The following is a 21177-nucleotide window of genomic DNA, read 5'->3' on the forward strand; positions in this document are numbered from 1 at the left end:
ATGTCCATGAACGATAGCCCGCAGAAAAGATCGATCTGGACGCGTATCCATATCGATCCCCTGTTTATGCTGATCATCCTTGCGCTACTGGCTTACAGCGCCATCGTCATCTGGAGCGCCAGCGGTCAGGATCCTGGCATGATGGAGCGTAAGCTCGGTCAGATTGCCATGGGTATCATTATCATGCTGGTCATGGCGCAAGTGCCGCCGCGCGTGTATGAAAGTTGGGCGCCCTATCTCTATATTGTCTGCGTGATATTACTGGTGGCGGTGGATGCCTTTGGCCATATCAGTAAAGGGGCTCAGCGCTGGCTCGATCTTGGCTTTGTGCGTTTCCAGCCCTCGGAAATCGCCAAAATAGCGGTGCCGCTGATGGTGGCGCGCTTTATTAACCGCGATGTCTGCCCACCGACGCTGAAAAATACCGGCATTGCGCTGGTGTTGATCTTCATGCCGACGCTGTTAGTGGCGGCACAGCCTGACCTCGGCACCTCGATTCTGATCGCCGCGTCCGGCCTGTTTGTGCTGTTCCTGTCGGGCATGAGCTGGAAGCTGATTGCCCTGGCGGTGCTGCTGGTGGCGGCCTTTATTCCGGTACTGTGGTTCTTCCTGATGCATGACTATCAGCGCGACCGTGTGATGATGCTGCTCGATCCAGAGAGTGACCCGCTCGGTGCCGGTTATCACATTATTCAGTCCAAGATTGCGATTGGATCCGGTGGTTTACGTGGCAAAGGCTGGCTGCATGGCACCCAGTCACAGCTGGAGTTTTTGCCTGAACGTCACACCGACTTTATCTTTGCGGTACTAGCAGAGGAACTCGGCCTGGTCGGCGTATTAGTGTTACTGGTACTGTATCTGCTGCTGATTTTGCGCGGCCTGATTATTGCGGCGCGCGCGCAAACCACCTTTGGTCGCGTGATGGCCGGTGGTTTGATGTTGATTTTATTCGTCTATGTTTTCGTTAACATTGGTATGGTAAGTGGTATCTTACCCGTGGTCGGTGTTCCGCTGCCGCTGGTGAGCTACGGCGGGTCGGCGTTGATTGTATTAATGGCCGGATTTGGCATCGTGATGTCGATCCATACTCATCGAAAAATGTTATCTAAAAGCGTTTAAGAGGCTGCACATGCGTAAGGATTGGCTTGGGGTTGCACTGGCATCATTGGTACTGGCTGCCTGTTCCGCACCGGAACAGCAGAATAATACTGCGCCACCGCAGCCGGCCTATAATGGCCCGGTGGTGGAAATCCCAGGCGTTGAACCGCGCTATGAACCGATCAATCCTTCTACCAGCCAGGATTACAGCGTTAATGGTAAAAATTATCGCGTAATCAAGGATCCTTCGAACTTCAGCGAAGTTGGGTTGGCCACCTGGTACGGTGCAGAAGCACAAGGTAATCGCACAGCGATCGGCGAAGCTTACGATCCAGACGCCTTAACTGCGGCACACCCTACTCTGCCACTGCCAAGCTATGTGCGCGTCACTAACCTCGCCAATGGTCGCCAGATCGTGGTGCGTGTTAATGACCGTGGCCCGTATACCCCCGGCCGCATCATTGACCTGTCTCGCGCGGCAGGCGACCGTTTGAATATCTCGAATAATTCCCGTGTTCGCGTGGATTACATCAAAGTCGCACCGGATGGTTCTGTTTCCGGCCCCGGCACCATTGGCACCACAGTGGCGAAGCAGAGCTACGCCCTGCCCGCGCGCCCGGATCTTAACGGTGGCATGGTGATGATGGATGGCAGCGCCAATACCACGCCTGCACCTGCGCCACAGGATGTTCGCGCAGTCGATAACAGCACCCTGCAGAGTAACGGTGGACTCGGTGCCCCGGTGCAGAGCAGCGGTTTCCTCGGCGCGCCTCAGCCTTTAGCAAACGGTGTACTGGAAGGCAGTGAACCGGCCGCCACGCCTGTGCAGGCAACATCCGCTGCGCCTGTCGCGGCATCGGTTTCTGCTCCAGCCAGCGCTGCACCTCAGAGTACGCATACCGCCGGTGGTTATGTCGTTCAGGTCGGTGCGGTCAATGATGCGGCGCGCGCCCGTCAACTGGCGACCAGCCTGGGTAAACGTTTTGGCGTCCCCGGCAATGTGGAAGCCAATGGCAACGTTTATCGTATTCAACTCGGCGGCTACAGCAGCCGGGCGGAAGCCGCTGCGTTACAACAGCGCCTGACCACTGAAGCACAAATGAGCTCATTTATTACAACTGCCCGTCCGTAATGTTACGGGCAGTTACCTTTACTGCTGAAACTGATTTGCAAAGCAAGATGTCGCTCGATCGGGCGTTTGCTATAGTAAGGCACTTTTTTCACTCTTAGCCCACGGATGTTGTAGTCCTTAACATGAATACGCTGAAACCCTCTCGTTTTCTGAAACGCCTGACAGTGGGATCACTGGTCGCCCTTTCTCTCAGCCATGCCGCCTTTGCGGACGATGTTAACCTTAAGACGATGATCCCGGGCGTCCCGGAAATCGATGCTGAAGCTTATGTGCTGATCGATGCCAACTCAGGTAAAGTCCTGGCCGAAAAGAACGCCGATGCGCGTCGCGATCCCGCCAGTCTGACCAAAATGATGACCAGCTATGTGATTGGTCAGGCGGTCAAAGCAGGCAAAATCCATAACGATGATATCGTCACCGTCGGTAAAGACGCCTGGGCAACCGGTAACCCGGTGTTCAAAGGCTCGTCACTGATGTTCCTGAAGCCAGGCGATCGCGTACCGGTTTCTCAACTGACGCGCGGTATCGTGTTGCAGTCAGGGAATGATGCCTGTGTAGCGATGGCCGATTACGTTGCCGGCAGCCAGGATGCGTTTGTTAGCCTGATGAACAATTATGTTGGCGCGTTAGGTCTGAAAAACACCCACTTCCAGACCGTGCACGGCCTGGATGCTGAAGGCCAGTACAGCTCGGCGCGTGATATGGCGCTGATCGGCCAGGCATTGATTCGTGATGTGCCGGACGAATACTCGGTCTACCGTGAAAAAGAGTTCACCTTCAACAATATCAAACAGATGAACCGCAATGGTTTACTGTGGGATACCAGCCTGAACGTTGACGGCATCAAAACCGGTCACACTGATGCGGCAGGTTACAACCTGGTGGCTTCTGCCACAGAAGGCCAGATGCGTCTGATCTCTGCCGTCATGGGCGGTCACACTTATAAAGGTCGCGAAACCGAAAGTAAAAAGCTGCTGACCTGGGGCTTCCGTTTCTTCGAGACCGTCGCACCTCTGAAAGCAGGCAAAGAGTTCGCCTCTGAGCCGGTTTGGTTTGGTAACAGCGATCGTGTCCAGTTAGGCGTTGAAAAAGATGCCTACCTGACCATTCCACGCGGCCGTATGAAAGACCTGAAAGCCAGCTATGTACTGACCAATACCGAACTGCATGCACCGCTGCAGAAAAACCAGGTGGTGGGTAGCATCAACTTCCAGCTGGATGGCAAAACCATTGAACAGCGTCCGCTGGTGGTGCTGAACGAAGTGCAGGAAGGCGGCTTCTTCAGCCGTATCATTGATTACATCAAACTGATGTTCCATCACTGGTTTGGCTAAGACGCTTGAAAAATCGTCTGTCTGATACCATATAATTAGAAATCCCCGTTTCAAACGTATAGGGGAGGCTGGAAAGCCTCCCTTATCGATTTTTATGCATCACCTGTTGTAGGGGCGGCCTTCGGGCTTCTCTTCTCAATTTTAAGCACCGGAGCCAACATGAAAACCAAACTGAATGAACTGCTCGAATTCCCTACCCCCTTCACCTATAAAGTAATGGGTCTGGCGCAACCGGAGCTGGTTGATCAAGTGGTTGAAGTGGTGCAGCGCCACGCCCCCGGCGACTATACCCCGGCAGTGAAACCGAGCAGCAAAGGTAACTACCATTCGGTTTCCATCACCATCACCGCAACGCATATCGAACAGGTAGAAACCCTGTACGAAGAACTGGGTAACATCGATATCGTGCGCATGGTCCTGTAATACCCGCGCTGGCAAAGGCGGCTTTGCCAGCGTTATACTCAGCCCTTCACTCTCTACCGGATCTCCGCTTTGTCAGCTAACACGCTTCTTGTTCGTCAACTGGGCCAGCGCGACTGGCAACCTATCTCCGATGCGATGCATCAGTTTACCGATCAACGTGACAGCAGCACTGCCGATGAAATCTGGCTGGTGGAACATCATCCGGTGTTTACCCAGGGCCAGGCAGGCAAAGCCGAACATCTGCTGATGCCGGGCGATATTCCGGTTGTGCAGAGCGATCGTGGCGGCCAGGTGACGTATCACGGGCCTGGGCAACAGGTGATGTACGTGTTGATTGATATTAAACGTCACAAAATCGGTGTCAGAGAGCTGGTCACTGCGCTGGAGGAAACCGTGATCGCCACCCTGGCGGATTATGGTATCGCTGCGCGCGCACGTGCCGACGCACCCGGCGTTTATATCGGCGATGACAAAGTGTGCTCATTAGGCCTTCGCATTCGCAAAGGGTGCTCCTTCCACGGCTTGGCATTAAATGTGGCGATGGATCTGGCGCCCTTCCTGCGCATCAATCCCTGCGGTTATGCCGGCATGCGCATGACGCAGTTAAGTGAAAAGCAGCCTGGGGTCACAACCGCCGACGTACAACCCCGTTTGGTAAAACATTTCGCCCGCTTAATGGGTTTCACCCAGCTTGAATGGCAAAATGATGCCAGGGTCTGACCTTGACTGTCTGTGCTCATTTACAAAATTGTAACTTTAGCACTCGCATATCGGCTGCTTATGCGCAGACGAAATGATATAATTTTTGCCATATTTTCAAATAAAGTTGAAAGCCTGGTTCTCAGTTTGAGTGAGGAAGCTTTCAAATCGCAATCCCGACCGGAACCTGCAGATTTATGAGTAAACCAATTCAGATGGAACGTGGCGTCAAGTATCGCGATGCCGACAAAATGGCGCTGATTCCGGTGAAAACCGTGATGGTCGAGCGTGAAGAGATTCTGCGTAAGCCGGAGTGGATGAAGATCAAACTGCCTGCGGATTCCAGCCGCATTCAGGGTATCAAAGCCGCCATGCGCAAAAATGGTCTGCACTCGGTGTGTGAAGAGGCCTCCTGCCCTAACCTCGCTGAATGTTTTAACCACGGCACCGCCACCTTTATGATCCTCGGTGCGATTTGTACGCGTCGTTGCCCATTCTGCGACGTCGCCCACGGCCGTCCAAATATGCCTGACGCCAACGAACCGCTGAAACTGGCACAAACTATTGCCGATATGGCGCTGCGTTATGTGGTGATCACCTCGGTTGACCGCGACGATCTTCGCGACGGCGGGGCTCAGCACTTTGCCGATTGCATCACTGCCATTCGCGAAAAAAGCCCTAACATCAAAATTGAAACGCTGGTGCCTGACTTCCGTGGTCGTATGGATCGTGCTCTGGAAATCCTCACCGCCACGCCGCCAGATGTGTTCAACCACAACATGGAAAACGTGCCACGCGTTTACCGTCAGGTACGCCCTGGCGCCAACTACGACTGGTCGCTGAAGCTGCTGGAGCGTTTCAAAGAAGCGCATCCTGATGTGCCAACCAAGTCTGGCCTGATGGTCGGATTGGGTGAAACCAATGCGGAAATCGTAGAAGTGATGCGTGACCTGCGTCGTCATGGTGTCACCATGCTCACACTCGGCCAGTATTTACAGCCAAGCCGCCACCACCTGCCGGTACAGCGCTATGTGAGCCCGGCAGAGTTTGATGAGATGAAAGAGGAAGCCATGGCGATGGGCTTCACCCACGCGGCCTGTGGCCCATTCGTCCGTTCTTCTTATCATGCGGATATGCAGGCCAAAGGGCTGGAAGTGAAATAATCGGTTCTGCGGGTGTGACGCCCGCAGCCAGGCTTTTTTCACCCGTGCCAAAAAACAAAAACCAGACTGGAAGCAGTCTGGTTTTTTTATCAACGTCATAAATATTTACACTTATTGACGTTTGAAGTCGGATTACTCTTTGTGGCTCACGCGTTCAGCCGGCGCTTCTTCAGCGGTGCTTTTGGTTGCGGTGGATTCATCGTCTTTCATGGCTTTCTTGAAGCCTTTAATGGCGGAACCCAGATCACCACCCAGTGAACGTAACTTGTTGGTACCAAACAGCAGTACAATAAGTGCACCGATGATCAGCAGTTTGGCAATGCTGAAACCTTCCATACTTTACCTTTCAACCCTAGCGAAAACAGACATAACCATTAACGCGCAGTTTATCAGCTGTCACAACTGGAATCTGTAACAGATTACGATCAACACCCGCGCAACATTAAATAAAGCGGCTCAAAAAGGCCTGCGTACGCGGGTGCTGTGGATTACCGATCACCTGCTCCGGTGTTCCCTGCTCCACCACCACGCCGCCATCCATAAATACCACCCGATCCGCCGCCTCACGTGCAAAGCCAATCTCATGTGTCACCACGATCATGGTCAGACCACGATCGGCCAGCGTGCGCATCGTCGCCAGCACCTCTCCCACGAGTTCGGGGTCCAGCGCGGAAGTCGGCTCATCAAACAGCATCAACGCCGGTTTGATGGCTAACGCACGAGCAATCGCCACACGCTGCTGCTGGCCGCCGGAAAGATGGCGTGGCCAGGCATCGGCTTTGTCACTCAATCCCACCGTTGTCAGCAGTTCGCGCGCATGCTGCAACGCTTCATGGCGGGGAAACTTATGCACACCAATGGGCGCTTCAATAATGTTCTGCAGCACGGTCATGTGTGGATAGAGGTTGAATTGCTGAAACACCATGCCGATCTTCTGACGCTGGTGAGCAATCCGCCGTGCCGACAGGCGATGCAGAATCCCACGCTTCAATTCGTAGCCAATCTGCTCTTCACCCACCATGATGGAGCCGGCGTTCATATCTTCCAGATGGTTTATACAGCGCAGGAAGGTCGATTTGCCCGATCCCGATGGCCCGAGAATCACCACCACTTCACCTGGAAACACATCCAGATCGATCCCTTTCAATACCTCGTTATCGCCATAACTCTTCTGGACATTGCGCGCAGAGACCAGCGGCTGAATCTCACTCATACATCCTCCTTCAGCTGATGTGTGGCTGCGACAGCCGTGTCTGTCCGGCGTTTATTCACCACGGTACGTTTGGTGCCGCGTGCGTAGTAGCGTTCAATTGCTGACTGCCCAATATTCAGGATCGATGTGATCAGCAGATACCAAATCACGGCCACCATCAGCATCGGGATAATTTCAAAGGTGCGGTTATAAACGGCCTGCACCGAGTAAAGCAGATCGCCCATGGCTATTACGCTGACCAGCGAGGTCGCTTTAATCATACTGATCAGCTGATTGCCGGTGGGAGGAATAATGGATCGCATCGCCTGAGGAATGATAATGCGGCGCAATGCACGGCTGCGGCTCATGCCAAACGCCTGAGTGGTTTCCACCTGCCCCTGATCCACAGACAACAGCCCGGCGCGAATGATCTCCGCCATATACGCCGCTTCATTCAGTGCCAGTCCGGCAAACGCAGCGGTCAGCGGCGTAATCAGATCGTTGGTATTCCAACTGGCGAAGGTAATATCCGTCCAGGGTACGGTAATCGAAATGTTCGGAAACAGCGTCGACAGGTTGTACCAAAAGATCAGTTGCACCAGCAGCGGCGTACCCCGGAAAAACCAGATGTAAAGCGACGAGATGCCGCTCAGCAGTTTATTTTCCGAAAGACGCCATACCGCCAGCAGCAGCCCCAGCAGCGTACCGAGGATCATCGAGACTACCGTCAGCCCGAGCGTCACCTGCAGCCCTTTCATCACCGAACCTTCGGTGAACCACTGCAACACCACTTTCCATTCAAAATTGGGATTGGTCGCCACCAGCCAGAGAAAGTTGGCCGCGACCACCAGTACCACAATCCATGAGATCCAGCGTCCATAAGTGGGCGCACTGCGGGCGAAAGCGACATCGCGCTGCTGCACGTTGGCCTTATCCCTGGCTCGCGTATTGTGGGTGACCGGATTCATTTTGCTGTCCCCTGCGCCAGATTACGACCCGGCTGCTGCAAGATATTGCCGTCGAGTTTCCACTTCTTCATGATCGCCGCGTAGGTGCCGTTGGCGAACAGCTCTTTATAGGCGTCGAGTACTACGTTGCCCAGTTCGGAACCTTTTGGCACCACCGTGCCCTGGAAAATGTCGCCAAAGCCGTTTTTCTGCCCTTTACCGGAAAGCTCCAGCTGGCCATTGGCTTGCTCGATAAAGTAGGTCAGCGGTGCCTGTGAAGAGAAGAATGCATCAGAACGCTTAGATCGTACTGCCAGAATCGATGAAGGCTGATCGGTGAAAGATTGCACCACCACCGCAGGTTTGCCCGCGGCAACGCAAGCGTCCGACTGCTTACGAATCACCTGCTCAGCTGAACCGGCTGCCATCACAGCAATACGCTTGCCGCAGGTGTCTTCCAGACCGTTAATTTTCGCTGGATTGCCCTTCTGCACGCCGAACACCACGAACTCCTGCACAAAATCTATGAAGTCGACTTTCTGCTGACGATCGGGATAGTCGCCAATCGGCCCAATCGCCATCTGATAACGGCCCGAATTAATGCCAGTTAAAACACCCGACAAACCGCTGACTGTGGCATGTTCAATTTTCACACCCAGCAATTGAGCCAAAGCATTCGTCAGGTCGGCTGAGGCGCCGTCCATCGAATGTGGACCGTTCACGATCTCATAAGGAGGAAACGATCCGTTGTTTACCGAAATCATTTTTCCAGCGCTTTTAATCTCTGCTGGCAAGCGGTCATGCAGCGCCTGATCAACTTTCTGCGTTGGGATAGTTTCCGCTGCCTGCACTGCGCTGACTGTCAGCCCCAGCGCCAACGTTATTGCTGTTGTAAGTTTATTCATGAGCCAGTTCCCCAAAATCTATCAAAGTGGTTTCAGTTCAGGACGAGCAAAACGGCGGTTTTCCAGCACCGGCAGTACGCTACGTGCGTAGGCAATACGTTGTGGATCGAGGTCGGCGAACACCAGTGCCGCCGACTCTGGCGCTTTGGCTATCGCCACGCCGAGAGGATCGATGACCAGACTGTTGCCGATGTTACGCGGGCCACATTCGCCCACGGCCACCATGTAACAGGTGTTTTCCAGTGCTCTTGCCGTACACAGCAATTCCCAATGCATCTCTTTCAGCGGGCCTTTGACCCACGCGGCAGGCAATACCAGCACATCAGCACCGTCCAGCACCAGACGGCGCGCCAGCTCAGGGAAACGCACGTCGTAGCAGGTCATCAGGCCCACTTTCATCCCGGCCACTTCCACCAGCGGTGGGATTTCGTTGCCTGGATTCACGCGCTGTGACTCCTGCATTGCAAACGCATCATAAAGATGCAGCTTTTCGTAGGCGGCGATGAGTTCACCGTTGCGAATGGCAATCAGCACGTTGAGCGCTTTGTTGCCTTCAGTTGGCACGTGCACGCTCATCATGGTAGTCAAATCGTTGCCTTTGCTGACTGCCAGCAGCTGCGTGATGAAAGGACCATCCAGCGGTTGTGCGGCTTTCAGTACCAGATCAGGGTCGGCAATATCACGCGCCAGCACGCCTTCTGGCAGGACCAGTAAATCCGCGCCTCCGGCCAGTGCATTGTTCATTAAACCGATGCAGATATCGGTGTTTTCCTGCCATTCCCGGCTGACAGCAAACTGCCCCATTGCAACTTTCATCTTCACTCCCCTTGCACTGCTGCCGGGAAAATCGCTTCCGGCGTCAGTAATGTTTTGGTTAAGCCTTGCTGGAACAGCTCGTTAGCAAAATCGGCGATCATCTTTTTGTTAGCGGAGAATCCGTTTTGATTCCAGTCCGACGGTAATTCCTGCGCGGTACGTCGCAAATCATCCAGCAGCCACGGTGTGGTGTCGGCGTATTTCTCGCGTTTCTGCATCCACATCTGGTACGAACGATCGATGATTTCGCTCAACGCCTGCGGCAGCCAGGGATGCATTTCCGCCAGTGCCGGTTTCATCGCCAGCAGATGGATACCCGGCACGTAGCCGACGCGATTAAAGTAGTCGCGCTCGGCAGTCACAAAGTCGTTTTGCAATTGACGCAGGCCAGAATTTTTCAGGAAGAAACCTTCTGGCATAAAGGGCGTGAACACCGCATCCAGCTCACCGGCCTTCAGCAGTTCGATCAGCGGGCGCTCACCCGGTGCCGGCTCAATGCGGCCCGGACGACCGAATCCCGCGAGGCGATCCACAATCGGATGCTCTTCGGTCAGACGGCCGGCAAACCAGTACGCATCATCGATCTCCACGCCAGCTTCACGCAGCACGGTGCGCGTCCAGGTGTTGCCAGAATCCTGCCAGCCGGTCACCCCGATTTTCTTGCCTTTCAGCTGAGCGGGCGTGGTAATCGGGCTGTCAGCGGTAGTGATGATGCAGCGCTGGCGGAAGCCGCGCATCAGGAAGTGCGGCAGGCCGAGCAGTGCGTTATCGCCTCTGGCGCATGCCTGAGCATAGCGACTGAATGACACTTCACCCGCGTCGTATTTGTCGCTGGTCGCGAGGTTATCAACCAGCGTGCCCACGCGGTCAATCTCCAGCGTGAAGCCTTCTGGTTTGATGTCGCCGAGTGCCAGCGGGGTGAAATAATCCCAGTCACGCACCGCCAGTCTTATGGTTACCATAATTGTGCTTTCCCCGTTTTCGGCCAGAGATCTGGCGCTGTTTATTTATTAAGCAAATAGTGCTTGAATTTGAGTCTAAAACGCGAATACTAATCTGAACAATCAATTCTTTGTTACTGAACAAATGATTTTCTTATGACGCAAACGGTAGATGTCGAGTGGCTTAGCCATCAAATAGACGATGCTTCGGTAAAGGGAATAACGCTTACCGCTTCATCCTTAATTCGGGACGGCCAAATTGCTGTTGGCATGCAAATGCCTGCGGTGCGCGAACTGGCGGAGCGGCTGGGCGTCAGTCCGGCAACCGTTTCTGCTGCCTGGGCGCAACTGAAGAAGCAGAAAGTGCTGGCGGGTAAAGGACGCAGTGGCGTGTGGGTGTGTGGCAACAGCGTACTGCCACGCCCTATCCGCTTTGAGAAGATTGGTAACTACGGCGAGAACATCCGGGCGGCGCTGGCGATGGCGTCACCCGATCCGGCGTTGCTACCCGATCTTAAACGGGCGATCCTCGCGGGGATTGCCTCACCTGAGTTAAACAGCTATCAGCGCGAAGCGATCTCCCCGCAATTGCAAGCGGCCATCAGTCCACGCTGGCCCTATCCGGCGGAAGCCTGGCTGGCCACGGATGGCGGTTTTGATGCCATGAACCTGATTGTGCAGACGCTGTTGTCGCCGGGCGATCGGGTGGTGATTGAAAATCCCACGGCCACCCGTTTGCTGGATATGCTGGAAAATATCGGCGCAGAAATTTTGCCGCTGCCCTGTGATGATCAGGGGCCTATACCCACGGCGCTGGCCGCACATCTGCAAAAATCACCGGCGATGTTTATCTATCAGCCGCGCACGCATTCGGCCACCGGCTACAGCGTGACTCAGCGTCGCAGCGCCGAGTTAGCAAGGGTGCTGGCGAACAGTACCACGACGATTGTCGAGGATGATGGCATTGGCGATCTGTCGCGCTGGCCGGCCTGGAGCCTCGGTTTCCACTTCCCGGAACGGGTCATTCACGTTCATTCTTTTTCCAAAGCCTATGGTCCCGATCTGCGCCTGGCGGCGTTATCCGCGACGGCAGACATGGTGAAACGACTGCAGTCGTGGCGTAATTTCGGCGTCAGCTGGACCAGCCGTATCTTGCAGGATGCGGTGGCATGGATGCTCACCGATGAAGCCACACAGCAGAGCATTCAACAGGCGAAGACCGTTTACGCGCAGCGTCGCCAGCAGTTACTGGCGGCACTGGCAAAACGCGGAGTGGTGCTGGAAGAGCGAGATGGGTTGAGCGTACAGATCCCGGTGGAATCAGAGCAGTACGCCATGATCACCCTGGCAGCACGCGGCATTGCTGTACTGCCGGGAGAACGCTGTTGCCTCAACGGCGAGCCCTTTATTCGCGTCAGTGCTTCACTGCTCCCGTTCGATCAGCTTGAAAGCATTGCTGACGCGCTGGTCATCGCCACCGGGCGTGAACTTAAAGCGAGCCCAGATCTTTGATGTGATAACGCGGAGATTCTACATAGCCTTCACGCGAGTAGAACTGGTTGGCTTTAAGGCGGGAAGCGTGACAATGCACTTCCATGCGATCGCAGCCCCGTTCACGCGCTAGCTGCTCGGCATGACTGAGCAGCTGTTGGCCACTGCCTTTACTGCGCTCGCCTTCCGCAATGCAAAAATAGCTGATGCGGGCGAAATCACCGGGCAGCGCCAGTTGGGGGATAAAGTGCAAAGAGAGAAACCCCAGAACCTGATTACCGTGTTCTGCCACCAATAAAATTTCGTCGGGATGGCTGCATAACTGCGCCAGACGCGTATCAATAAACTTTTCAGTGCCGCTGTAACCCAGTTCGGTTAACAGCGCACTCAGGACAAAACTGTCTTTTGCCAGTGCCTGACGTATATTCATCCTGCCTCCTCATAAGTCCTTGCATGCAGTTATATAGCGTTGTTGCGTAAAAAGCTGCAAGTAAGGATTGTTATGAGAATGTTACTGCCACGTTCTGTGAAATACGCCGCAGAATGTGCCCTGTCATCAGACTGTCATCACGGCTTAAGGTTGGCTTAACCTGGCTTTGCGATGCTGAGTGAAATACACCTCTGGGGCGCGCACATGAAAAACCTGATTCCACTTAGCTACAATGAAGTGATGGCGCTTTTCGTCGCCATGGCGGCCGTGTTGGGCTATTCCCTGACCTGGTGGCACATGTAAAAAGGACAAAAAAAACCCGCCATTAGGCGGGTTTTCAAAATTCTAACTGTTAACTTACAGAGCGATAACGTTAGCAGCAGATGGGCCTTTAGCGCCGTCAGTGATTTCGAACTCTACACGCTGACCTTCAGCCAGAGTTTTGAAACCATTGCTCATGATTGCAGAGAAGTGTACGAATACATCTTTGCTGCCATCTTCTGGAGTAATGAAACCGAAGCCTTTCGACTCATTAAACCACTTAACGTTACCTTTGATCTTGGACATCTATATTACCTTTACATGAAAAATGGACACTAAACTGTGTCGGCATCTAGTACAGCAATTGCGGTGACATTTGTCCAGTGAGAATTGATGAAAAAGTGATAAATATTGATTTTTTGCATCCCCTTCACACTTTTTGACGCTTTTCACACGCTAAAACTGGAATCTCAGCCAGGCAAAATAGACGTTGCCGTTATTATAAGTCCCTGGAATATAAGTCATTTGGAAAGTGGCTGGTCCATATCCTATTGATGCTAATGGCAAAACCAGTGGAACCGGGATATAGCGCCAGTTATCTCTCGCGGTGACGCCCGCGGTGTAGCCTGCACCGATGTGGAAATTCTGGTCGTTCAATGGCCGCCAGGTCGCTTCCCAGCCATAGCCAGCGATAGGCTCCCATTTGTTGAACGAGTCTTTGAACACCATGGCATAGAGCCCATGCCAGTTGCCTTTCTCATCCCAACGAGAGACACCGCCACCTGCACCCCACGGCCGCTCGTTGTACTTTTCGATATGCTCGTCATCATAGGTCCAGCGATTATGCCAGGTGATAGCGGGCAGGTAAAAGTCATGATGCTGTGGCTGCGACCAGGTTTGCTCAACATTGGTGCTAAATGTGTTCCATCCCGCCTCAACGGCTTGCGATGTTGTGACTGCTGATGCCAAAAACGTCATGGGTAACGTCAAAATTCCGCCCAAAAGTGCGGATAAAATGTGCCGATTCACATAAAAATCCTATTAAGTCATCTCTTAAATTCGCCCCAGTAAAAGGCGCATTCGGTGAGTGGGCGATTATTAGCGCAACAACTTAAAACGATATCTAAAAAAGCGGTTAAAAACTCCAGGGATAGTCTGTGTTACACCATTATTTTCCGATGATTTAGATTAGGTTGTGGTTTTTCTATAGGAAAGAAATATCCCGGTCGTCAGGAAAAATGCACATTAAATGCACTCTCAGCGTGATAATCACCCAGAGAGACAACTTAATTTTCAGCAACTTAACGACAATCATTTATATCTGAAATAAATTAATTAAATTTATGAATTGAACTCTGAGGGCGAATAAGATAAATCTCATCTTTCCAGGATGGAGAGGGAGGAACATTGAAATGACGATTCGCTGTCGACGCTGCGGCTGCGCTAAATTTTATTTCACATTGCCGAAAGTGGAAGAGGATAGAAATAACCCACACCATGGTGCGTGTTGCGCGGGTTGTGATAAACCGATTGACTGGCGGGACATGATTCCGGCAATGCTGACATTAAGCGAATTCGCCGCGTCCCGGGCAGAATAAAGAATTCAGGCACCTCAGGTGCCTGTTCATGCTAAAAAATCAGTTTGAATACACCCGTAATCGTCAGTAATCCCACGATAAAAATGATGGCAATAATCCACAGAATTATTTTCATTGTTCGCTCCTTCAGTGATGAAAAATAACGCGCCTGTTAACCAGTATAGATGATCCTTCTGCGTTCGCTGTGCAGTGCGAGCACTGTCACGCATGGTGATGAGCGTTGCCTTCCGTTCAGTTTTATTTCTGCGAGACGGGTCGCATGTCGCGATTTTATCTCTCTCTCCCGCTGCGCACCGCCAGCTCGTGCTGTCTAAACTTACAGCGCCTCTAGCAGGCCTCAATTGTTATCAATGCCTACGTAACAAGGAGATCTTATGAGCACGATTAATACCAGCATGGGGCGTTACAGCCTGAAGGCAAAGGATTACGGCAACCACATCAGTGGCAGCATTGCTATTAATGATGAAGGTGGCACCCAACTCACCATGCAAGAGTTTGAAGAGCATTACCTTGACGATGTCGTCAACAATGTCATTTATCCGGTCACGGGTGGGAACCGTGAAATTACCCGCGCGTTGCGCGATCAGATGGTTAAAGCGGGCTTTGAGCAGCCGCATTGAGTTTTTGGGCCACAGATTGTGGCCCTTTGCTTTTGATAACACTCACTTGCGGTAATGATAGCTTTAAGCGCAGGATGCATTATCGAACATGACAAGGAGATTGACCGCGTGAGTGCCCTTTACCGACTTCCCCCTTCCCAGTTACATCAATTTGTTCAGGCCATTTGGTTACATGCCGGCAGCAGCGCCGAAGAGTCACGTTTAGTGGCTGACCATCTGGTGGCCGCCAATCTGGCCGGTCACGATTCACACGGCGTAGGAATGATCCCGAGCTATATGAGTTCACTGAAGCAGGGATTCCTGCAGCTGAACCAGCACACCACCATTGAAAAGGATGCCGGTGCGGTGCTCACCCTGCACGGTCATAACGGCTTTGGTCAGGTGGCGGCACATCAGGCGATGCAGTTGGGTATTGAGCGTGCAGCGAAGCTGGGTATCGCTGCGGTCGGCTTACACCACTCCCACCATATTGGTCGTATCGGTCATTGGGCAGAACAGTGCGCAGCTGCGGGATTCGTCTCTTTCCATTTCGTCAACGTGATGGGTGATCCGATGGTTGCGCCCTTTAACGGTAGCGACCGTCGTTTTGGCACCAACCCCTTCTGTGCCATCTTCCCACGCCAAAATGCCAAACCGCTGCTGCTCGATTTCGCTACCAGCGGGATTGCCTACGGCAAAACACGCGTGGCGTGGAACAAAGGGCAACAGGTCGCGCCCGGTTATCTGATCGATCATCAGGGGCAGCCCACCACCGAACCCGGCGTGATGCATCAGGCACCTTATGGCTCGCTGATGCCCTTCGGTCTGCACAAAGGTTACGCGCTGGCCACGATGTGCGAAATTCTGGGCGGTGCGCTTTCCGGTGGTCGCACCACGCACGATGCCACGCTGGTCAGCAGCCATGACGCCATTTTCAACTGCATGACCACCATCATCGTTAATCCCGAAGCGTTTGATGCCCCGGCGATGCAGGAAGAAGCAGAATCGTTCCTCGAATGGGTAAAACGCTCGCCACATAGCGGCGATGCACCGATTCAGGTGCCGGGTGAATGGGAAGAACAGAATCGTATCGAACGCGATCGCGAGGGGATTCCACTCGACAGCAACAGTTGGGAACAGATTTGTGCAGCCGCATTACAAGCGGGCATGTCCGATGAAGAGCTGGCGGCCTTCCGCGCGCTGGCGCAGTAGACCCCAGTAATAAGAAAGCTGAGGCACATCGCCTCAGCTAATTTCCTTCAGATCACGTTAGCCAGCAGCAAACAGCCGACCAAACCACACACCGAAATAATGGTTTCCAGCGCGGACCAGGAGCGGATGGTTTCACCGATGGTCAGGTTGAAGTATTCCTTGAACAGCCAGAAGCCCGGGTCGTTGACGTGAGAGAAGATCACGCTGCCAGAACCCACGGCAATCACCATCAGTTCCGGGCTGGCACCGCTGGTGGCAATCAGTGGTGCAACGATCCCGCCGGCGGTAATCGCCGCCACGGTGGCTGAACCCAATGCGATGCGCAACACCGCCGCGATGGACCACGCCATAAAGATCGGCGATACATTGGTCTCGTGCATCATACTCGCGATGTATTTATCGACACCGCTGTCCACCAGCACCTGCTTGAACGCCCCGCCGCCACCAATGATCAACAGCATCATGGCGATGATTTTGATCGAGTCGGTGATGGTGCCCATCACTTCATCCATGCTACGTCCACGGTTCAGACCAAAGGTGAAGATGGCGATCAGTACCGCAATCAGCGTTGCCATAATCGGGTCACCAAAGAACTCCGCATACGGCAACAACAGATGCCCTTTCGGCAACACCATCTCCGCCACGGCACGCAAGGCCATCAGCACTACCGGCACTAACGCCGTCCAGACGCTGACGCCAAAGCCGGGCATTTCCGCTTCGGTAAAGGTTTTCGGGTTCCACAAACCTTCAGGAATCGGTTTGTCGATGCCTTTCAGGAAGCGCGCATACACCGGGCCCGCCAGAATCACGGTCGGAATACCCAGCAGGGTGCCATACAGCAGCGTTTTACCCATATCGGCGTTGAACAGCGTCGCAATCGCGGTAGGGCCAGGATGCGGAGGCAGGAAACCGTGTGTCACAGAGAGTGCCGCAGCCATCGGCACGCCGACGTACAACAGCGGTACGCGCGCGGATGCCGCAATGCTGAACACCAGCGGCAGCATCAACACAAAGCCCACTTCATAGAACAGCGCGAAGCCCACCGTGAAGCCGGTTAAGACCAGCGCCCACTGAATGTGTTTTTGACCAAATTTAGCAATCAGCGTGGTGGCAATACGCTGGGCACCGCCGCAGTCAGCCAGCAGTTTTCCCAACATCGCGCCAAAGCCCATGATCAGCGCCAGACTACCAAGTGTGCCGCCCACGCCGGTTTTGATCGATCCAATCACTTTGTTGACGGGCATACCCTGCATCATGCCCACCGCCAGCGCGACCAGGATCAGCGCAATAAATCCGTTCAGCTTGAAGCGAATCATTAACAGCAGCAGTAAGGCTACGCCAATCGCCACATAGAGTAATGGCATAATTTTTCTCCACTTTTGCGCACGACAGCATGTCGGCAGCGGTTTGTTTTGTTGATCCCAAAGGACAGTCGATTCGGTGACATCGCTGAGAGGCACGCGGTCTGCCGCACAATGTTACGGGTATCATGTTAAGGGTAACATTGCGCACAAAGCATCAGCCGTGCGGGGGGAATTTCTGTTTTGCGAAGGTGATCAACTTTTTGCCAGGCAGTTATCAGAATGTTTGCATCGGGGGCGTCACCGCTTTTGGTTACACTAAGGTCTTTATGCCCTTCAAAAAAAGGATCTGCAGGTGAGTGAGAATCTGATCGAGTTGTACAGTAATCAACAAACCCTGTTTGGACGTGGCAGCATTGACCGTTTATTGCCGCTACTGGCTGCCCATCCCCAACCGACGTTGCTGTTTTGTGGCCGCTCTTTTCTTAACGGCCCTGCCTGGCAAAGACTGGGCGCGGCACTCAATGACCAGATTCTGGGCTATGAAATTGTCAGCCATGAAGCCTCGCCCGATGAAATTGATGCCTGGGTGAATCGCTGGCGCGGCCATGTGGATCGCGTGGTAGCGATAGGCGGTGGCAGCGTGCTGGATGCCGCTAAAGCTTTCAGCGCCATGATGCAGCATCCGCTGAATACCGCACGTTACCTGGAGAAAGTGGGTGATACGCCGGTTCAGGCGATCACTCTGCCGCTGATCGCCATTCCCACCACAGCGGGAACGGGCAGTGAGGCGACGCAAAACGCCGTGGTGACCGATCAGCAGCATATTCAGGTGAAAGCCTCGTTGCGCCATCCGGTGTTTGTGCCACAGGTGGCAATTCTGGATGCCGATTTGCTCAAGGGCACACCAGATAGCGTACTGGCCACCTGCGCCATTGATGCCTTTACCCATCTGTTCGAGGCGTACCTTTCGCGTAAAGGCAATCTGTTTACCCAACAAACGGCGCTGAATGGGCTGCGGCTGTTCTTTCAGGCATGGCCAAATCTGAATCGCGACGATGCCCAAGGTGATGAAGCACGAGAAGCGATGATGATGGCTTCCTGGCTGGGCGGTGTCTGCCTGAGCAGTGCGGGATTGGGCGTGATTCATGGGATTGCCGGTGAACTGGGCGCCATCAAACCTTTCCATCACGGAGAAGTGTGTGGACGTTTGCTGTTCCCATTCCTCGATGTGCTGGCGGAAACCGAGCACGCTGAACAGCAGCGTTTGATGGCACAGCTGGGGCAAGCGCTACTACCGGACGATCCGGCGCCGCCAGCGTTAGCGCTGAAAGCCTGGTTGCAGGCGCATGCGATTGTGCCGTTCTGGCAGGATGGGCCGACCTTGAACGCCACCGATGTTGACTGGATTGTCGCGCGCGCCAACAGTAAAAACGGCTGGGTCAGTTACGATGCCTCCACCCTCACCGAGATGATTACTGCGGCCTGGCACGTTGCATAACATCGGTTGATTTAGACGATGCGGGTGCGCCAAAGCACACCCGCACAACATGACTTTCCCGCCACTTTACCGCGCAATGTTGCGCCGCTTCATCTCGCCGCGCCTGCATACGCTCCGCGCATCGTCAAAGCAAACAATGAATTAAGTGTCAAATGACGCTCAGAGGCTAAACGGCGGTTTGCCCGCCAGCATCTGTTCGATCACCTGCAGCACGCCCTCTTCATTGTTGCTGGGCGCTTCATAGCGTGCGGCATCTTTCACTTTTTGCGGTGCATTCGCCATGGCGAAGCTAAATCCCGATTGCTGCAACATCTCCAGATCGTTACCGCCATCGCCAAACACCAAAATCTCGCTGCGATCGATGCCCCAACGTTTGCCGAGCAGATCGAGCCCATGGCCTTTGTGATTGCCTGGCACAATCAGATCCACAGATCCGTGGCCGCTGGAGGTCGCTGCGGCCGAACCCTGATGCAAGCGTTCGATATCGGCCATTAACGGTTCAACATAATCATCGGAGAGATTGAGGGCGAACTTGAAGAGTTTGTCATCCGCGACCTCATCGAGGCTGCGAATCGGCTTCAGACGATGGCAGTAGTGGCGCATCTTCACCAGCCAGCTCTCGTCGAGACCTTCGAAGTAGTAAGCACTTTCACGTCCGCAGAGGATATAACGCAGTTCCGGGTAGTGCCCGTTGTGCAGGGTGTCGAGTACCGCATCGATATCGTCGCGGCTGAATGCGCCGCAGAACAGCTCTTCATCGCGATCGATGATCCACGCACCGTTTTCGGCGACGAAGGCAATTTCGCTGGAGATATCGGGGAAGAAGGATTTGAGTTGGTAATATTGATTGCCACTGGCGACCACAAATTTGATGCCGCGCCGTTTCATCTCTTCATAACAAGCCTGAAAACGAGCCCGGTTGTACTGCTTTTTATCGTCGAGAAAGGTGCCGTCCTTGTCTACTGCCACCATTTTTACCACGGTCATCATGACTCCTTAGCGCGCTGTAGGGGAAAAAAGGGTCGCATAGAGAATAACCTGGTGAGGGCATAAAGCAGAGAGAAACACGGATGGCCGTAGCCATCCGTGGGGGTGATTAGTTAAATGCGCCGTTCAGCAGCAGCGAGGTGATCACGCCAGTGGCGGCAGCAATCAGGACGTAATTACCGTCAATGTAAGACCAGTACTCACCGCGCGGCGGCTCTGGCAGACGGCGTTCACGCCAGTCATCTACGCGATAGTGCGGGCCACGGAATTCTGGCGGCATCGGGTGACCGCGACGGAAGTCATGGCCGTTCCAGGCGAAGTGATCGCCGTCATGGTGTCCATCTGGGCCACGATGGTCGGCATAACGGTCATGGTGATCCGGGCCACGGTCCGGGCCATGGTTGTAGCCATGATCGGGGCCGCGATCGCCGCCATGGTCAGGGCCGCGCCCATGATCCTGATGCTGGTCGCCGCCGTGCTGCTGCCAGCGCTGGTCGCCCGGGCCATCTGCCCAGGAGACGGAAGAGAACAGTGTGCTGCATGCAATAAGTGACGCAATAAGACTTAATGTTGTTTTTTTCATGATGTTGCCTCCAATGATAACGGCAGTTACTGCGCCGTCGAGAGACACTATTCACCAATCAAAAGCAAAAGAGGATTTCCAAAACTCTTAAAAACCGCAGACTTACATTAAATTACTGCAAATTATCGATTTCTTAACGGTTGTGTCTTTTCTGACATTATCTGGTCTTAAAGTCAGCGGATTCATACTACAGCGGAGAGGAAAGAAACCCGATCGCGAGGATCGGGTGGAGAATGCTATTTCCATAAATTGCATAAAGCGGGTAAACCCTAAAATTGAGGGTAAAACTGAAGCACACAACGCCACATCACTAGCATTGCGGATAAACAATACCATTTTAAAATGCAAAATTCTTTTAAAAACCCCTGCTTTTCGGAAAAAACCGTAAAAATAAAATGGCGCAGAAAAATAATCTGCTGTGCGAGGGATCTGATGCACAAATAAGGTCTGTGCTCTGACCAGAATAGCGGTTTGATAAATTTCGCACCGTCGTGGTGATAGAAACGAACCTGCCCCCAACGATAACCACACAACCACCAGGCGATAAAACACTGCTAAATCAAT

The 21177-nt window shown here is 53.6% G+C and carries 23 protein-coding genes and 1 pseudogene; 10 read left to right on the plus strand and 14 right to left on the minus strand.

All coding sequences use genetic code 11. The annotated features are described in order from the left end of the window. The first annotated feature begins 6 nt into the window (after nt 1–6). The 6 genes from mrdB (at nt 7) to lipA (ending at nt 5849) form a co-directional block, all read left to right on the plus strand. Nucleotides 7–1119: a peptidoglycan glycosyltransferase MrdB gene (mrdB, locus tag QMZ65_RS08945; RefSeq protein WP_097117589.1), complete on the plus strand. Its 1113-nt coding sequence runs from the start codon at nt 7–9 to the stop codon at nt 1117–1119. Between the two features lie 10 nt (nt 1120–1129). Then, complete coding sequence (rlpA, locus tag QMZ65_RS08950; protein ID WP_283215863.1) at nt 1130–2230, plus strand: endolytic peptidoglycan transglycosylase RlpA; 1101 nt, start codon at nt 1130–1132, stop codon at nt 2228–2230. Between the two features lie 122 nt (nt 2231–2352). Further along, nucleotides 2353–3564 (plus strand): D-alanyl-D-alanine carboxypeptidase DacA, encoded by a 1212-nt coding sequence (gene dacA / locus QMZ65_RS08955; RefSeq protein ID WP_034829047.1) that lies wholly within the window; start codon nt 2353–2355, stop codon nt 3562–3564. 159 nt (nt 3565–3723) lie between these two features. Next, the gene (ybeD, locus tag QMZ65_RS08960) at nt 3724–3987 is read left to right on the plus strand and encodes a DUF493 family protein YbeD (RefSeq protein WP_034829045.1); all 264 of its coding nucleotides are present in this window, start codon (nt 3724–3726) and stop codon (nt 3985–3987) included. Nucleotides 3988–4056: 69 nt separating this feature from the next. Then, nucleotides 4057–4707 carry a lipoyl(octanoyl) transferase LipB gene (lipB, locus tag QMZ65_RS08965; protein WP_283215864.1) on the plus strand — a complete coding sequence of 217 codons (651 nt, stop codon included), beginning with the start codon at nt 4057–4059 and terminating at the stop codon, nt 4705–4707. A 176-nt stretch (nt 4708–4883) separates the two neighbouring features. After that, nucleotides 4884–5849 carry a lipoyl synthase gene (gene lipA / locus QMZ65_RS08970; protein WP_034829042.1) on the plus strand — a complete coding sequence of 322 codons (966 nt, stop codon included), beginning with the start codon at nt 4884–4886 and terminating at the stop codon, nt 5847–5849. Nucleotides 5850–5981: 132 nt separating this feature from the next. On the opposite strand, the gene tatE is transcribed toward lipA, so the two are convergent. From tatE to QMZ65_RS09000, 6 genes are all read right to left on the minus strand, one after another. Beyond that, on the minus strand, nt 5982–6185 hold the full coding sequence (gene tatE, locus QMZ65_RS08975; RefSeq protein WP_034829040.1) for a twin-arginine translocase subunit TatE: 204 nt from the start codon (nt 6183–6185) through the stop codon (nt 5982–5984). Nucleotides 6186–6291: 106 nt separating this feature from the next. Continuing rightward, nucleotides 6292–7062 (minus strand): amino acid ABC transporter ATP-binding protein, encoded by a 771-nt coding sequence (locus QMZ65_RS08980; protein WP_160832616.1) that lies wholly within the window; start codon nt 7060–7062, stop codon nt 6292–6294. Further along, nucleotides 7059–8009 (minus strand): amino acid ABC transporter permease, encoded by a 951-nt coding sequence (locus QMZ65_RS08985; protein WP_058960807.1) that lies wholly within the window; start codon nt 8007–8009, stop codon nt 7059–7061. The genes QMZ65_RS08980 and QMZ65_RS08985 overlap by 4 nt, the downstream gene beginning before the upstream one ends. Next, nucleotides 8006–8893 (minus strand): ABC transporter substrate-binding protein, encoded by an 888-nt coding sequence (locus QMZ65_RS08990; RefSeq protein ID WP_283215865.1) that lies wholly within the window; start codon nt 8891–8893, stop codon nt 8006–8008. Before QMZ65_RS08990 ends, QMZ65_RS08985 begins: the two co-directional genes overlap by 4 nt. Before the next feature lie 21 nt (nt 8894–8914). Beyond that, nucleotides 8915–9709, minus strand: a complete 795-nt coding sequence (locus QMZ65_RS08995) for a deaminated glutathione amidase (protein WP_034829032.1) — start codon at nt 9707–9709, stop codon at nt 8915–8917. 2 nt (nt 9710–9711) lie between these two features. Next, nucleotides 9712–10671 carry an ABC transporter substrate-binding protein gene (locus QMZ65_RS09000; RefSeq protein WP_283215866.1) on the minus strand — a complete coding sequence of 320 codons (960 nt, stop codon included), beginning with the start codon at nt 10669–10671 and terminating at the stop codon, nt 9712–9714. Between the two features lie 135 nt (nt 10672–10806). Here QMZ65_RS09000 and QMZ65_RS09005 point away from each other — a divergent pair, with 135 nt between their 5' ends. After that, complete coding sequence (locus QMZ65_RS09005) at nt 10807–12162, plus strand: aminotransferase-like domain-containing protein (RefSeq protein ID WP_283215867.1); 1356 nt, start codon at nt 10807–10809, stop codon at nt 12160–12162. On the opposite strand, the gene QMZ65_RS09010 is transcribed toward QMZ65_RS09005, so the two are convergent. The 4 genes from QMZ65_RS09010 to QMZ65_RS25340 form a co-directional block, all read right to left on the minus strand. Then, complete coding sequence (locus tag QMZ65_RS09010; protein WP_283215868.1) at nt 12140–12571, minus strand: GNAT family N-acetyltransferase; 432 nt, start codon at nt 12569–12571, stop codon at nt 12140–12142. The genes QMZ65_RS09005 and QMZ65_RS09010 overlap by 23 nt on opposite strands. Nucleotides 12572–12928: 357 nt before the next feature. After that, nucleotides 12929–13138, minus strand: a complete 210-nt coding sequence (cspE, locus tag QMZ65_RS09015) for a transcription antiterminator/RNA stability regulator CspE (protein WP_034829024.1) — start codon at nt 13136–13138, stop codon at nt 12929–12931. A 150-nt stretch (nt 13139–13288) separates the two neighbouring features. Continuing rightward, entirely contained in the window at nt 13289–13861 is a 573-nt protein-coding gene (pagP, locus tag QMZ65_RS09020) for a lipid IV(A) palmitoyltransferase PagP (protein WP_349306764.1), read from the minus strand. A 600-nt stretch (nt 13862–14461) separates the two neighbouring features. Continuing rightward, nucleotides 14462–14545, minus strand: a complete 84-nt coding sequence (locus tag QMZ65_RS25340) for a small membrane protein YohP (RefSeq protein WP_017346848.1) — start codon at nt 14543–14545, stop codon at nt 14462–14464. 259 nt (nt 14546–14804) lie between these two features. Between QMZ65_RS25340 and QMZ65_RS09025 the strand changes: the two genes are divergently transcribed. Both QMZ65_RS09025 and QMZ65_RS09030 read left to right on the plus strand, forming a co-directional pair. Continuing rightward, entirely contained in the window at nt 14805–15050 is a 246-nt protein-coding gene (locus tag QMZ65_RS09025; protein ID WP_008103719.1) for a hypothetical protein, read from the plus strand. A gap of 108 nt (nt 15051–15158) precedes the next feature. Next, nucleotides 15159–16241, plus strand: a complete 1083-nt coding sequence (locus QMZ65_RS09030; RefSeq protein ID WP_211728084.1) for a malate/lactate/ureidoglycolate dehydrogenase — start codon at nt 15159–15161, stop codon at nt 16239–16241. 47 nt (nt 16242–16288) lie between these two features. On the opposite strand, the gene gntT is transcribed toward QMZ65_RS09030, so the two are convergent. Next, nucleotides 16289–17605, minus strand: a complete 1317-nt coding sequence (gntT, locus tag QMZ65_RS09035; RefSeq protein WP_045816524.1) for a gluconate transporter — start codon at nt 17603–17605, stop codon at nt 16289–16291. A gap of 125 nt (nt 17606–17730) precedes the next feature. On the opposite strand from gntT, the pseudogene QMZ65_RS09040 reads away from it, so the two are divergent. Next, a pseudogene (locus QMZ65_RS09040) lies at nt 17731–19043 on the plus strand (iron-containing alcohol dehydrogenase). 159 nt (nt 19044–19202) lie between these two features. Here QMZ65_RS09040 and QMZ65_RS09045 read toward each other — a convergent pair. From QMZ65_RS09045 to QMZ65_RS09055, 3 genes are all read right to left on the minus strand, one after another. Next, on the minus strand, nt 19203–20030 hold the full coding sequence (locus QMZ65_RS09045) for a Cof-type HAD-IIB family hydrolase (RefSeq protein WP_097117446.1): 828 nt from the start codon (nt 20028–20030) through the stop codon (nt 19203–19205). Nucleotides 20031–20139: 109 nt separating this feature from the next. Continuing rightward, nucleotides 20140–20613 carry an RcnB family protein gene (locus tag QMZ65_RS09050; RefSeq protein ID WP_034828301.1) on the minus strand — a complete coding sequence of 158 codons (474 nt, stop codon included), beginning with the start codon at nt 20611–20613 and terminating at the stop codon, nt 20140–20142. Nucleotides 20614–20715: 102 nt separating this feature from the next. Then, nucleotides 20716–21165, minus strand: coding sequence for a hypothetical protein (locus QMZ65_RS09055; RefSeq protein ID WP_283215870.1), 450 nt, complete (start codon nt 21163–21165; stop codon nt 20716–20718). Nucleotides 21166–21177: the final 12 nt, after the last annotated feature.

This window comes from Pantoea sp. EABMAA-21 (genome assembly GCF_030053335.1).
Classification (GTDB): Bacteria; Pseudomonadota; Gammaproteobacteria; order Enterobacterales; family Enterobacteriaceae; genus Pantoea; species Pantoea communis.

Excerpts from the sequence above, each read along its gene's own strand:
- ybeD (WP_034829045.1), top strand. The coding sequence starts at position 3,724 with ATGAAAACCAAACTGAATGAACTGCTCGAATTCCCTACCCCCTTCACC.
- cspE (WP_034829024.1), bottom strand. The coding sequence starts at position 13,138 with ATGTCCAAGATCAAAGGTAACGTTAAGTGGTTTAATGAGTCGAAAGGC.
- QMZ65_RS08990 (WP_283215865.1), bottom strand. The coding sequence starts at position 8,893 with ATGAATAAACTTACAACAGCAATAACGTTGGCGCTGGGGCTGACAGTC.
- tatE (WP_034829040.1), bottom strand. The coding sequence starts at position 6,185 with ATGGAAGGTTTCAGCATTGCCAAACTGCTGATCATCGGTGCACTTATT.
- lipA (WP_034829042.1), top strand. The coding sequence starts at position 4,884 with ATGAGTAAACCAATTCAGATGGAACGTGGCGTCAAGTATCGCGATGCC.
- QMZ65_RS09000 (WP_283215866.1), bottom strand. The coding sequence starts at position 10,671 with ATGGTAACCATAAGACTGGCGGTGCGTGACTGGGATTATTTCACCCCG.
- QMZ65_RS08985 (WP_058960807.1), bottom strand. The coding sequence starts at position 8,009 with ATGAATCCGGTCACCCACAATACGCGAGCCAGGGATAAGGCCAACGTG.
- QMZ65_RS09050 (WP_034828301.1), bottom strand. The coding sequence starts at position 20,613 with ATGAAAAAAACAACATTAAGTCTTATTGCGTCACTTATTGCATGCAGC.
- QMZ65_RS09005 (WP_283215867.1), top strand. The coding sequence starts at position 10,807 with ATGACGCAAACGGTAGATGTCGAGTGGCTTAGCCATCAAATAGACGAT.
- QMZ65_RS09025 (WP_008103719.1), top strand. The coding sequence starts at position 14,805 with ATGAGCACGATTAATACCAGCATGGGGCGTTACAGCCTGAAGGCAAAG.
- mrdB (WP_097117589.1), top strand. The coding sequence starts at position 7 with ATGAACGATAGCCCGCAGAAAAGATCGATCTGGACGCGTATCCATATC.
- QMZ65_RS09045 (WP_097117446.1), bottom strand. The coding sequence starts at position 20,030 with ATGACCGTGGTAAAAATGGTGGCAGTAGACAAGGACGGCACCTTTCTC.
- QMZ65_RS25340 (WP_017346848.1), bottom strand. The coding sequence starts at position 14,545 with ATGAAAATAATTCTGTGGATTATTGCCATCATTTTTATCGTGGGATTA.
- QMZ65_RS09010 (WP_283215868.1), bottom strand. The coding sequence starts at position 12,571 with ATGAATATACGTCAGGCACTGGCAAAAGACAGTTTTGTCCTGAGTGCG.
- dacA (WP_034829047.1), top strand. The coding sequence starts at position 2,353 with ATGAATACGCTGAAACCCTCTCGTTTTCTGAAACGCCTGACAGTGGGA.
- gntT (WP_045816524.1), bottom strand. The coding sequence starts at position 17,605 with ATGCCATTACTCTATGTGGCGATTGGCGTAGCCTTACTGCTGCTGTTA.
- QMZ65_RS08980 (WP_160832616.1), bottom strand. The coding sequence starts at position 7,062 with ATGAGTGAGATTCAGCCGCTGGTCTCTGCGCGCAATGTCCAGAAGAGT.
- rlpA (WP_283215863.1), top strand. The coding sequence starts at position 1,130 with ATGCGTAAGGATTGGCTTGGGGTTGCACTGGCATCATTGGTACTGGCT.
- QMZ65_RS08995 (WP_034829032.1), bottom strand. The coding sequence starts at position 9,709 with ATGAAAGTTGCAATGGGGCAGTTTGCTGTCAGCCGGGAATGGCAGGAA.